The sequence below is a fragment of the Nostoc sp. CCY0012 genome, from assembly GCF_963920855.1.
Taxonomy (GTDB): Bacteria; Cyanobacteriota; Cyanobacteriia; order Cyanobacteriales; family Nostocaceae; genus Cyanocohniella.
Genome location: NZ_CAWUDM010000135.1, coordinates 1 through 13,417, shown reverse-complemented (window position 1 = coordinate 13,417; position 13,417 = coordinate 1). Strand labels below are relative to the sequence as shown.

Sequence of the window (13,417 nt, the reverse complement as noted above, 5' to 3'; positions counted from 1 at the left end):
CTTGTCCCCTTGTCCCCTTGTCTCCTTGTCCCCTTGTCCCCTTGTCCCCTTGTCCTAAACCCTAAGTCACATTCGTCCCCAGCAATTCCTCAATTGCTTGACGTTCCAGCGGAGTTTCCGATGGTGGTGCTTGACGAGCATCGGTAATTAGCCAGTCTAAAGCAGCAGCCTGGACATCTATGGCTGCTCCGGTTTTATCTACGCAGTAACGACCAAACACTAACTTATCAACCAGTCTTGCACCTGGGCCCAAGCGTGACCATTCAAAAATGACGCTGTTTTCTACTGTGGCGCCGCTGCATATCCAGCAATTCGGCCCAATCATGGCTGGGCCAACGATTTTAGCTCCGTCTTCTATCCTGGTCATGCCACCAATGTAAACTGGGCCTGTGATATCCACCTTGTCCCAATTCACCGCAACATTTAAGCCAGTATAGATACCGGGGGCGACTTCATTACCAGGAATTTGGACGTTTTTAATTTCGCCTAGTAGGACACCGCGAATTGCTCGCCAGTAATCTGGTACTTTACCAATATCTACCCATTCAAAATCCATCGCAATGGCGTAGAAGGGCGCACCAACTTCTACTAGTTTAGGAAACAACTGACCACCAATGTCATACTCAACACCAGAAGGGATGTAGTTAAACACCTCTGGTTCAAAAATATAAATACCAGTGTTGATATTGGTGCTGAGAGCTTCTTCTGTAGAGGGTTTTTCTTGGAAAGCTTTAATACGACTTTCTTCGTCAGTGACGACTACACCGTAACTAGAAACTTCTTCGGGTGGAACGGTTTTGGTAATAATCGTTGCAATTGACCCTTTGGATTTATGCCACTTCACAGCCGCAGATAAATCTAGGTCAATTAACGCGTCACCACACAAGACTACAAAGGTATCATCAAAAAATGGTGAAAAGTCTTGAATGCGGCGCATTCCTCCAGCAGAACCAATTGCTTCTCCCACCAGTTTGCCGTCATCATCAATTTTGCCTTCAAAAGAATAGGCAATTTCTACGCCAAACCTTTGACCGTCACGGAAATAATTTTCAATTTCCTCTGCCAAATGGCTAACATTGACCATAATTTGGTCAAATCCATGTTGACGTAAAAGTTCCAAGAGAAATTCCATCACTGGCTTTTGCAGGATGGGAATCATCGGTTTGGGAATTGTGTAGGTAATGGGACGAACGCGAGTACCCTTACCCGCCGCGAGAATCATCGCTTTCATAAAATTTTATTCCTCAACCACAAGCCAGTTTACTTTTATTGAATGGTACTTAATCATCAGTTCTTATTGCTGCTCTAAGTAACTCCTAAAAACAGGGATAACAGTAATGCACTAGTTATTGCAACCTCTCAGGTATGGCCAGATTACAAGCGATCGCGGATCGTTTCAATATACTGGCAGTTTGGTTTTGGATAAATACAAGGCTATAAGTTAGCTATAGGAATGGTTGAGACTAGTTGAGTTCTTCGGCCGTCAAGGCTTTGGCAGTGTTAGTCGCATCTGTGAGTAAGCGAATTTGAATCTCTTGATAAAACTCATCTTGTGATAACTCTACTTTGGATTGAGCTGATAGCAGTAAGAGGGCCCAGAACACACTAACTAGGTGGCTGTGTTCTGAGTGATGCGCAGAATTATTTGGCTGTGGTTGCTTTGTCTGAGTCCACAACTGTACAAGTTGTTCAAGATTCAAACTATTTTGTTCTATCAGGAACTCTCTTGCCGAACAACGCAATACTTGTTCTAACTCCCCAGCTACTTCCGTCAGATTTTCCTGATGTGCTAACTCTAACGCCTCTCGCATATTTTGCACACTGGATTGACGCTTAGGGCGGACAGGTTTGCTGACCTTCTGAGCCAATTTTAGCTGGTTCGCCATAATCTGCAATTGTTTGATTAACTCTTGCAAGGTGACACGGCGCTTTGCTGGTGGCATAGCTGATGGACGACGGCGTATGTGTCGTTCTAATTGCAGACGATGGGCGTGATGTAATAACCCATCTTCCCCTTCTGACATCAAATCATCCGCTATATCTTCCTGTGCCTCTTCTACTGAAGATAATTGCATCAAAGTATTAGCCTTGAACAATACAAGCATCGATGCGGATAAAAAAGCTTGTCCAGATTGCGACAAATCAGCTTCATAACCTCTAGCTGTGGACTGAGGTGCCATTAGTTCTAGGTAACGGTCAATCACCGCAATTACTTGGACATCCCAAGGATCTATTTCTCCTTGTTCGGCTTGGTCAATCAGGTGTGTGATGGTATCTAATAACTCGGAAGAATCCATAAAATTTTTTGTAAAAAATCTTGATTAAGGATTTTCTGGATATATGCAAAATCACTGAGTTGGGGCATTGGCAAAGCCCACGTTTACGTAGCATTCCACAACAAAGGTATTGCCTAATTCTCAGTAAGATGAAGGCACTCCTGTGAATCTGTTAACAGTAGCATCATAATCTAGCAAAATACCTTCGACACAGTGTAGCGAACTGACAAAAGCCCTCCGGGCATCCAAGAAACAGCACTTGAGCTATCGCTAGGCATAGCCACTGATGCCCAAAACCCAGATATTCCCCTAACCTCTAGCCTCTACTACATCTTGCTTAAGCTGTTGACAAGCCTTTTCGATGGCATTAATACTACCGGGATTTACTAATCCGTAATAGTCGAACAGATAAACTCGATTATTTTTAGTTGCTTGTAATTGCTGCCAAAAAGGTTCTTTTTTAAATGAATCTAAAACATCCTGTTCTGAACCACCTTGTGGAGGATTGACCACAATAATTACCTCTGGATTTGCTTCTAAAACCTTCTCGGCTGATAAAGTTACATAGCCTCCAACTGGACTTTGACCTTGTAATTCTGCCGCCAAGTTTTTCGCTTGAAATTTTGTCAATAAATCCCCAGCCCAACTGTTTTTATTTGGTGCTAAAATCGGTTGACGGCTAACCAAAACTAAAGTAGAAGGACTCTGAGTCAAATTATCTGGTAAAAATTCTTTATACCGATTTAACAAAGGTTGGGGATCAGCATCAATTAACTGAGCCAGTTTTTGAGTGAGTTCTTCTAAAGAATCCCAGCTATTTACTTTTGTAAGCAAAGTAGAAATTCCTAACTCCTGGAGTCTTTGAATTGGTTGGGTAGAGAAACCTTCTGCACCAATAACTAAATCTGGTTTGAGGGCAATAATCTTTTCTAAATTAGGAGGACTTTGGCCTTCGCTCACACGAGGAAGACTATTCAATCTGGGATCATCATTAAATAATTTACTCCCCGTAATACCCACTAGTTTGGTTTCATCGAGGTTATAAATAATATCTGTAGCCAGAGAGGAAAGAGCCACAACTCTTGTAGCAGATGCTGCTGTTAATGGTTGCGATGTCGGATTCAATGGTGCTGATGGCTGCTGAGTGGTTGCAGTATTACAAGCAATTAGAAATATACTCAACAAAAATGCTACCGCAGATAAAATCCTCCGATTGTACATACTAAACTTCCTTAGTAACTATAAATTTAAATAAAAGCAAACTGAGCATCATCTGTCAAATTCACAAAAAAAGCTCTAGAGCCGTCTACCAGGAACTCAATTTTCAGAATTTTACATTGCTGCACACAGTTTAATTTATTTCGTCCAACTTATTTATATAGGACTTACGCACTAGCTACGAAAATCAAGCCTTTGAGATTGCTTCCCTACGGTCGCAATGACGGAAATACGTGGTTGGTTACGTAAGTCGTGTTATATTAATAATAAATAATAATGTTATTTGCTGTATAGTAAGATGTGAAAAAGCGAGTAAAAATGTCAGCAAATATCCTATCAAGAAAATTTAGCTGCACTACTCGCCTGGGTCTATACAAGGTTTATTTAGAAAAGCTTTAATTAATATATAGTAATATTCCCCAAAAGTATTGTTTGATAGATCACAAATATAGATAATTTCTCGCAAAATACAGAATTATTTTAAAGAGATGGAAGCCCAATCTTCTGGGGTATTACAGTTAAACAACATCTCAGACGCGGGTAAAGGCAAAACTTTTACAGGATGCTGATGCAACCACTTTTGAAACGATCGCCCGCCTTGATTGATAAACTCTAACAGTAGAGGTAAACAGCGCCGGCGATAGAAGCCACATAAAGGTTCCCACCCTTGAGTATGATGCACCAAAGCCGCAATCGCCTCATCCTCTACATTATCCAGTTCAGCCGCCCAGGACTGCAATACCCCAGCCTGTAACCGAGGCAAATCACAAGCTAGCAACAACACCCAATCTGTTTGCACTTGCGCTAACCCTTGGGCAAATCCTACCAGTGGCCCGTGGCTTTGGGGAAATTGATTTTTCTGGCTTTGTGCTTTTTTGTCAGCTAAGAGCAAAGGTACTTCTTTGATAAATTGACAACGAGGTAAAACTAAGTGTTGATACCGTTCCGGCCAAGGGGTGACTACATAAATAGTATTTGCACAATCAGCGGCAACACTACAAATTTGTTGCAACAACGGTACTCCCTCAACAGCCATCAAAGCCTTATCCTGTCCCATACGAGAACTCTTACCACCCGCCAGAATAATAGCACTTAAACGTCCTGAGTCCTCACTCCTCAAGAAACTATGATTTATCCCCATCTCCCTCACGCCCTAATCTGACTCTGCTGCACTTGCTGTAACAATTGCTCGTCACTTGCTGCTGGTTCTAGACACTGCAAACCTTGGCAAACTAAACCGACACTACCTGCTGGTAAGTTTGAGATGACAGAAAACACAGAAACAGGTAAATACTGGGGAATTAGAGGAATTATCTGGTCAGTAGTACTCCGAATCAAAGTAGCATTACGATACCAATCTAAGGCTGTAAACAAGCTAGGACAGGCTTGGGGAGCGCTACGCATTACACTACTAAACGCCTTTAATGCTTGTTCGGCTAAATCAAGGTAATGGAGATTATCTGTAAGTAAAGCCAGACGAACTAGGTTAGCGATCGCAATTCCATTGGCTGAGGGTGTAGCATTATCAGCATAACTGCGTTCCCGCACGATTAAATCTTGACTGGCATCACTGGCGGTATTGTAGTAACCACCTAATTCTATACTCCAGAGATACTCATTAAATTCGGTTTGCAGTGCGATCGCCTTTTCTAACCAGTATTTTTCCTCAGGGATACAAGCTTGTAAATCCAGCAATGCTTTAATAAAAAAGGCGTAATCTTCAGACTGGGCTAAAATATGCGGTTGTCCTTGATAGTTGAGTCGGTGGAAACGTCCATCCACAAACTGATGTTCTAAAATAAACTTGGCTGCACCGGCGGCAATTTCCGCATATAACGGTTGTTGAAACACACCAGAAGCCCTAGCCAACCCAGAAATCATCAAGCTATTCCAAGCCACAATCATCTTCGTATCTGTCACCGAAGGAATACGCCCTGGCCAGTTAACAGTTTTTGCTTCTTGATTGTTGCTAGCCGGGGGAAAAGTTTTCAGTGACTCTGGCTTTTCACCATAACGAGCCGCAAATAACTTGCCCAATGCAGTTTCCAATGTGGTACTTAGTTCTCCCGGATGGCGACGTTGTAAAACATTCTTACCTTCAAAGTTACCCTGAGGAGTTACTGTAAACTGTTGCTGTAATTCTGTCAGTTCCTCTGACTTTAACAGTTGTTCTAGTTCGCTGTAACTCCAGACATAAAATGCTCCTTCTTCCGGTTCCACATCTGTGGGGCTAGTGAAACTATCAGCATCTTGCGCTGCATAAAAATAACCTTCTGGGGCAGTCATTTCTCGTTGTAGCCATTCCACAGTACCCGCTACCGCCCGTGCAAATGCTGGTTCTTGTACTTTATTACTCCACAAATTCGCTAGATACTCGACAATCTGACCATTGTCATAGAGCATCTTTTCAAAATGAGGCACTGTCCAAGTGGGATCAACAGTATAGCGGTGAAAACCACCCCCCACGTGGTCATAAATACCGCCCAAAGCTAAATCTAGTCCCCGTTGAGTGCAAATTTGCTTGCCATCATCACGAGACGGAAACATAAAACGAGTTCCCCGCAATGCCAATTCTGTATAAGGAATCATGGGAAAACTATTACCAGATTGATTGGGCGTAATTATACCCGTGCTAGTTTCCCAACCTTGCTGGAGTAATTCATGTTCTTGAACTTCTGGTGCAGCGCCATTTTGCAACACCGCAGAGGTGAGGAGCGATTCAATAATTACGGCTTTGCGTTGGCTTAAATCTGCTTTTTCTGTATCGTAGTAGCGGCGCAGGGCTTGCAAGACTTGTAAAAAGCCAGGACGACCATAGCGGGCTTCTAAAGGAAAGTAAGTTCCAGCGTAAAACGGTACTAAATCATCTGGAGATAAAAAGACATTTAAGGGCCAACCTCCTTGACCACTCATCATCTGCAAAGCCTGCATATAGATGCTGTCAAGGTCAGGTCTTTCTTCTCTATCTACTTTAATCGGCAGGAAATTGGTATTCATATACTCAGCTATTGCTGAATCAGAAAAAGCCTCACCTTCCATGACAGTACACCAGTGACAACTGGAATAACCAATAGAAAGAAAGATAGGTTTATTTTGTCCCCTAGCAGTTGCGAGAGCTTCATCACACCAAGGCCACCAATCAATAGGGTTTTCGGCGTGTTTACGAAGATAGAGACTCTGAGCTTCAGCAAGGCGATTAGTCATAATTCTATACAGATAGTTGCCTTCTTTGCTCAGTCTAGCCTTTTCCTCCAAGTCTTAGCCGAGTCCCACCTATCCAAACATCAGAAACTTGACCAGTAACTTAGATATTAAGGTATCAAAGTATCAATTGGTCAATCTACGTATGAACTAGCTAACTACTAAGCTCATGAGCATTGAAGTTGCATAAAACCAGGGCTGTACTGCTTCGCAGAACCCGTAGGGTAGCCCTTACTACAAGCGAATCAGTCTGGAAAAATGAATGAGATTAGCTTACTTAAAAGGCCTTAACAACAAACTGACAAGTGTTGCTGGCGTGTCTGGTGTCGATGATGTTGCCCTCATCTGCATTCTAGTATGGGGGTTCAATCCTGCTATCAGGTGCAGCAAAAAGGTAATGATGGCAGCTTGCACAAGTTTTTGTAGCATGGCAGTTCTCCTTCTGTGAGTAGCATTTCAAGTAGGATGAATCACTGTAAATACACGCCGTACTATTGGTTTACCGGAATTGATCAAATGCACCGGATAATTGCTCAACAATAAACTAAAAAAATATTTAAATATTTACCAATAGTTGACAGAAATTTACTAAAGAAACTTTTGTCCCGTAGTCTGCTCACTACGCTACCAAAATCAAAAATCATCCAAATTATTTAATAAATCTAATTCCAGAAATTGGTGTGAACGTACCGGAGCATATCTACAGGGTTAATAGTGAACATCGCTAGAGATTTTAAATTTTTCCTCCCTAACCGCGTAGAGATATATATTTAGACGTTGCTCTTCTATAAAAAGTGCCTAGAGGCGTTTTTTACATCCGCCAATTAGATGATAGATTGATTGACTTTTGGGTGAGGACAGCAATCAGCCGCTGACATAGATAAGATAGATGTAAATAAAATAGCTACAAGCACGCTGCATGATTCCTATCGTTGTTGAACAATCGGGTCGAGGCGAACGCGCCTTTGATATTTACTCACGACTGTTGCGTGAGCGCATTATCTTTTTGGGACAACAGGTCGATAGCAACCTGGCAAATTTGATTGTTGCCCAACTGCTGTTTTTGGATGCCGAAGACGCGGAGAAAGACATTTATATGTATATTAATTCTCCCGGTGGTTCGGTAATGGCTGGCATGGGAATTTTCGACACCATGAATCATATCCGCCCCGATGTCTGTACCATTTGTACTGGACTAGCAGCCAGTATGGGCGCTTTCCTCCTCAGTGCAGGTGCTAAGGGTAAACGGATGAGTCTACCTCATTCTCGGATTATGATTCATCAACCTCTAGGTGGCGCTCAAGGACAAGCGACTGATATTGAAATTCAGGCGCGGGAAATTTTGTACCACAAGCGGCGACTAAATGAATATTTAGCCGAACATACTGGTCAACCAATTGAGCGCATTGCTGAAGATACCGAACGCGACTTCTTTATGTCACCAGAAGAAGCCCAGGAATATGGCTTAATTGACCAAGTGATTGACCGTCACGCTGCTGGTAGTCGTCCCGCTGCTGTTCTCAATAATTAGAGGGGAGTAGGGAATGGGGAGTAGGGAATGGGGAGTAGGGGAGAAGAATTTAGGCTTCTACCACAATTACTTCCCCAGTCCCCATCTCAAAACCCCGCCACTGGGTCTGGCTGAGATTCCAGATATTTGAGAAACCCATATAATTCTTCTTCGGTTAGCAAAGTGCGTCCTCGCTTACCGTAGGTTTTAATCAAATGTTCTCGTCCTTGTTCTGCTGTCCAGCCTAAGCGCTGAAGTTCCACATCGGTTTTGGCAATAACATCAGATAAATCTACTGGTTCGCTTTTCTTCTTTTTCTTTCCTCCCCCGGTGTGCGTGGCCACATTCTCTGGCGGGGTATAACTGCGCGGTGTAAATGGTGTGACGTTACTAGTAAAACTTTCTGACAAGTTTGTCTTTTCCGGTGGGTTATCAGCCATCATTTCCCAGCTTTCTACTGGGGCATCAAATGCTGATTCCCGGTTGTCAGTCATGGGCAAATCTGAATTTATATCCTGCTTGTAAGTGTCACTGATGACTGTTTCTGGTTTGATGTTCTGTTCATTGACAGGCGGTAAAGAAATTTCTTTGCTACTGGACTTAGACCACGGACTACTGCCAAAGTCTTCATCGATGACAGGGGAATAAGTCGGCTCATTTAATCCCACCTTTATGGTTGGTGAGGGAGGATTTAACTGCACTGGGGATGTTGATTTTTTCGTAAATGCTACCGAGGTTTCTGGAGAATTACTGATTCCTAAAACCATCAATGCTCGGTTTCTGGCTTGGTCTTCTGCTGCTTCTACGGTTTCAGCCCCAGCCATACCAGTAGCACGGGTTACGTTTTCAATTTGGACACTGACTCGGACAATATATTTTCCTTGAAAAATTTGGACTAATTCCGAAATAATATTGCCGTTGGGATATAAGCTCTGGAATTGAGCCAACATAATACTGCCACCAATTTAAACTCTGTTCTGTACTAAACAGTAGACTACTTTTTCCTGTGTCTCTCACAAAAAAAACAGAAGTTTCTTTCTGACTTAGCCCTTATAACTCAGGACTCAGCACTCAACTGTGTCCCGATTGTAGCAGTAGGCGTTGGTTGCTCCAATTTTTATTTAATGATAACTAATTCTAGGTGGTTACCCCTTAAATGCTATACTAATTACCCAATTATATATCCGGAACTATTTCCTGGAAGTACGCTCTAAATCTACAATAATGGAGATAAGGTTCATCCTCACTGCTTGCTAAACTGCTTACTCGATTGTTACCGATTCTACATGTGGGAAAATCGAGTCTATGGGCAGTTTGTCCTTATGATAAATCAGAGTCTCATGGCGTGAAATTACCTTCAAGCTCAACAATCAAACATCTATAGTTTACCCTGATAGCGCTTTTGGGCAGTGTGGAGAGTTATCCCAACCCAGCCTCTCAAAAACCCTAAGCGCAATTACCTAGTAGGGCATATGCCATCAGGCGTACTGTATTAAGTTTGGGTTACTTTAAGGAAATTAAACTCATGTGAACTTTGAAATTACTTTGCAGTGAGAAGTTCGTAGATGCAAAGCGGCTTTCTGTAAAGGTGTGTCGGCTTCCTTACCTGAAACATGAACCCTGCCTTAAGGCAATTCGTTTCCGGCTAGTGCAGTTGGGTAGAAGTAACCGACCATCTGACAATAAGTCGAAAGCTACAGATAAATAAGTCTTTTGACTTTTAAGGTAGCAGCACTATTTTCTGTAAGCCTTGAGGGTATACAGAAAAAAACCAGATTAAATGAAAAATGATGTTTTGACCAAAGGTCGGTTCACTGCATGGAATTTTCTATCGCTACACTCCTTGCCAATTTCACTGATGATAAATTGGTCGCTCGTAAAGTTTTGGAAAAGAAACTAGGTTGCGAGGATGAAAATAGTTTACAAAAACTTCACATTGCTCTGGAAGTACTGGAAAAAATCGGGATTTTGGTGAAAGAACGCGGCAAATATCGCCGGGTGACAGAAGAGGGAATGATCGAAGCAAAACTCCGGTGTTCTAGTAAAGGCTTTTGCTTTGCCATTCAAGATGTAGAAGGGGCCGAGGATATTTATATCCGTGAAAGTCATTTAAGTAATGCTTGGAATGGCGATCGCGTTTTGGTAAGAGTTCTCAAAGAAGGAAGTCGTCGCCGTTCTCCCGAAGGTGAAGTCAAGCTGATTCTCGAGCGTTCTAACCACACTTTATTAGCACGAATTAAGCCAGTAGACAGTGGATTCCGGGCTGTACCTTTAGATGATCGACTGCTGTTTGAACTGAAATTGCAAACAAACGGCATGAAATTAGAAGAAGCAATTGATCATTTAGCCCATGTGGAAGTGTTGCGTTATCCCTTAGCACAATATCCTCCCTTGGGTCGAGTGGTGCAAATCTTGGGTAGCGATGCCGAAGCTGCTGCTGATATAGATTTGGTAACTTGTAAGCATGACCTATCCCGTAATTTCCCCGAAACGGTTTTAGATGCAGCCGCCAAGTTGCCTAAAAGACTGTTAAAAGCCGATCTAAAAAACAAACTAGATTTACGCAATTTATTTACCTTCACCATTGCAGGTGTAAATGGTGACAGCAAGGTAGTAGAAAATGCTTTGAGTTTAGAAAAAACAGAAGAAGGTGATTGGCTTTTGGGCTTTCATATTGCTGATGTTTCCCATTATGTACAACCTGATGAAGCTCTAGATAGAGAATCAGTGAAGCGGGGAAGGTCGGTGTATTTGGGAGACTTAGTACTCCCAATGTTACCAGAAGCAGTGGCAGAACGTTGTTCATTTGTACCTGGAAGCGATCGCCTGTCTTTATCGTTTTTGATTGCCATTGAGCCAGAGTCGGGAGAAATCTCGGATTGGCAAATTCAACCCAGCGTGATTAACGTAGACGCCACTCTGAGTCGCCAACAAGCAGAAGCCATCCTCACAGGTGAATCTCAAGATGCATCGCCCAAAATAGTAGAAATGTTGCAAGACCTAGAAACCTTGCGAAAAGTAATCAAACAACTACGGTTAAATCGGGGTAGCTTGCAGTTAAATTTGCCACCCAATCAAAACCCCTACAACGATGAAGGGATTTTAGGGGCAGTATTAGTTAGTGAGTTACCTGTGCGATTCCTACGGAGCGCTACGCTATCGCTCTTGACCGAATTGGTGCTACTAGTTAACGAATTAATGGCAAAACATCTCAGTGCATTAGGTATACCTGGTATATGGCGAACTCAGGGTACACCCGATGCCGAAGATGTCCAAGAAATGCTGAAATTGGCCATTAATTTAGGGGTAGAACTGTCACTAGAAGCAGATGTAGAACTGCAACCCTTAGATTATCAACAATTAATTAGAGCTTTTGCCGAATCTCCATCGGAGCAAGTCCTGACTTATTTGTTACAAGATACACTGAAGCCAGCTACCTATAGCACCACTAAAAGCTCACACTTTGGATTGGCACTAGAGCAATATACCCACTGTAGTTCTCCCTTACGAAGATACCCAGATTTACTGATGCAGAGAGTATATTATAGGCTCATAGAACATGGCCGCGATCGCCGCAACACCCGCGTCAAAGACCGTGTTAACCTGCGTCACTCTTCCTCCCATGACGAAATCAACTGGAACGTTCTCCCGCCAGAGTTGCAACAAGAACTCCAAAGTGATTTAAATCGGGTGATCATCCAAATCAACGACCGCGAAAAAGAAGTCCAAGAAGCCGAAGCCGACTTAGCGGGACTGCAAAAAGCCCAACTCATGAAACAGCGCATCGGTCAAGTCTTCCAAGGCGTGATTACTGGCGTGCAATCATACGGCTTTTTCGTAGAAATTGAAGTCCCCGCAGCAGAATCCCCGCCTGGTGAAGACAAGAGCGCACCTTTACGAGTAGAAGGACTAGTACACGTCAGTTCCCTCAAAGACGATTGGTACGAATACCGTGCTAGACAACAAGCATTATTTGGCCGAAAAAATCGCGCTTCTTATAGACTAGGCGATCGCGTAGCCGTACAAGTTAAAAGTGTCGATTACTATCGCCAGCAAATTGACTTAGTAACTGTCAGCAGTGATGCCATAAAAGGATTAGGAGTTAATGATGCCAACGGTGATGGCTCAGATATCTACTTACCCAGTGATTTAGATGCTTATGCTGAGGATGAATAAATTGCCGGGGGAATAGTCATTGCTCATGAGGCAGAAACTTCACCCCTGCTCCCCCAACTCCCCCACCTCCCCAACTCCCCATCTCCAGAAAATAACCACGTGTCAAATCACTCCAAACCCCTTATCTTAGGCGTATCAGGTGCATCTGGTCTCATCTACGCTGTGCGCGCTCTCAAATACTTGCTCACAGCAGACTATGAGATTGAGCTTGTGGCCTCTAAATCAACTTACATGGTCTGGCAAGCAGAACAGGAAATCAGAATGCCAGCAGACCCAACCGGACAAGAGCAATTCTGGCGAGAACAAGCGGGAGTTGCTGTTGGGGGTAAACTAAGCTGCCATCCTTGGGGTGATGTGGGAGCCGGGATCGCTAGTGGATCTTTTCGTACCTTGGGGATGATCATCATGCCATGCAGCATGAGTACGGTAGCAAAGCTGGCAGTTGGTTTGAGTTCTGACTTACTAGAGCGAGCCGCAGATGTACAAATTAAAGAAGGACGTAAGCTGGTTATCGTTCCTCGGGAAACTCCTTTTAGCTTGATTCACCTGCGGAATTTAACAACATTGGCCGAGGCTGGTGTCAGAGTTGTCCCTGCCATTCCTGCTTGGTATCACAATCCTCAAACCATTGAAGATTTAGTTGATTTTGTAGTTGCTCGTGCTTTAGATCAACTTGACATTGACTGTATTCCCATTCAGCGGTGGCAAGGATAAGCAAGTTATCGTTAAAAGGTAAAAGTGTAAAAGTAAAGATAGAGTCAGCCGATTTTGGGATTAAAGAATCTAAAATCTATTGGTGGTGTTTGTACTAAAAATCACAAAACCATAGTAAATTCCTGTTACCTATTCCCCTTCTCCTATCGGAGACGCTGCGCGAACGGTTTCGCCAGTCCCTCTTTGTTGGCACCACAGACCGGGCTGGCTCACCTATTCCTTTTCTTGAAGTAACTTTTACCAAAAGATCAGGTTTAAAGCCGAGTGGAATTAATTGTGGGTAGTTTTAGTTTTATCTCCCCTGCCCCCCTGCCCCCCTGCC

10 protein-coding genes are annotated in these 13,417 nt (G+C 43.1%); 3 read left to right on the top strand and 7 right to left on the bottom strand.

Going from position 1 to position 13,417, the window contains the following annotated elements; genetic code table 11:
• Positions 1–61: 61 nt before the first annotated feature.
• The 6 genes from ACM0OS_RS25555 to ACM0OS_RS25530 form a co-directional block, all read right to left on the bottom strand.
• A complete protein-coding gene (locus ACM0OS_RS25555; RefSeq protein WP_414545986.1) occupies positions 62–1,231 on the bottom strand; it encodes a sugar phosphate nucleotidyltransferase in 1,170 nt (389 codons plus the stop codon).
• 232 nt (positions 1,232–1,463) lie between these two features.
• Positions 1,464–2,297, bottom strand: coding sequence for a segregation/condensation protein A (locus tag ACM0OS_RS25550; protein ID WP_414545985.1), 834 nt, complete (start codon positions 2,295–2,297; stop codon positions 1,464–1,466).
• Positions 2,298–2,585: 288 nt separating this feature from the next.
• A complete protein-coding gene (locus ACM0OS_RS25545; RefSeq protein WP_414545983.1) occupies positions 2,586–3,497 on the bottom strand; it encodes an ABC transporter substrate-binding protein in 912 nt (303 codons plus the stop codon).
• 472 nt (positions 3,498–3,969) lie between these two features.
• Positions 3,970–4,635 (bottom strand): molybdenum cofactor guanylyltransferase, encoded by a 666-nt coding sequence (locus ACM0OS_RS25540; RefSeq protein ID WP_414545982.1) that lies wholly within the window; start codon positions 4,633–4,635, stop codon positions 3,970–3,972.
• A gap of 5 nt (positions 4,636–4,640) precedes the next feature.
• On the bottom strand, positions 4,641–6,698 hold the full coding sequence (locus ACM0OS_RS25535; RefSeq protein ID WP_414545981.1) for a thioredoxin domain-containing protein: 2,058 nt from the start codon (positions 6,696–6,698) through the stop codon (positions 4,641–4,643).
• A 270-nt stretch (positions 6,699–6,968) separates the two neighbouring features.
• Positions 6,969–7,124, bottom strand: a complete 156-nt coding sequence (locus ACM0OS_RS25530) for a hypothetical protein (protein ID WP_414545980.1) — start codon at positions 7,122–7,124, stop codon at positions 6,969–6,971.
• A 490-nt stretch (positions 7,125–7,614) separates the two neighbouring features.
• On the opposite strand from ACM0OS_RS25530, the gene clpP reads away from it, so the two are divergent.
• Entirely contained in the window at positions 7,615–8,226 is a 612-nt protein-coding gene (clpP, locus tag ACM0OS_RS25525) for an ATP-dependent Clp endopeptidase proteolytic subunit ClpP (protein ID WP_414545979.1), read from the top strand.
• Between the two features lie 86 nt (positions 8,227–8,312).
• On the opposite strand, the gene ACM0OS_RS25520 is transcribed toward clpP, so the two are convergent.
• A complete protein-coding gene (locus tag ACM0OS_RS25520; protein WP_414545978.1) occupies positions 8,313–9,155 on the bottom strand; it encodes a hypothetical protein in 843 nt (280 codons plus the stop codon).
• An 868-nt stretch (positions 9,156–10,023) separates the two neighbouring features.
• Between ACM0OS_RS25520 and ACM0OS_RS25515 the strand changes: the two genes are divergently transcribed.
• Both ACM0OS_RS25515 and ACM0OS_RS25510 read left to right on the top strand, forming a co-directional pair.
• Positions 10,024–12,381 carry a ribonuclease R family protein gene (locus ACM0OS_RS25515; RefSeq protein ID WP_414545977.1) on the top strand — a complete coding sequence of 786 codons (2,358 nt, stop codon included), beginning with the start codon at positions 10,024–10,026 and terminating at the stop codon, positions 12,379–12,381.
• Positions 12,382–12,480: 99 nt separating this feature from the next.
• Positions 12,481–13,095 carry a flavin prenyltransferase UbiX gene (locus ACM0OS_RS25510; protein WP_414545976.1) on the top strand — a complete coding sequence of 205 codons (615 nt, stop codon included), beginning with the start codon at positions 12,481–12,483 and terminating at the stop codon, positions 13,093–13,095.
• Positions 13,096–13,417 lie beyond the last annotated feature (322 nt).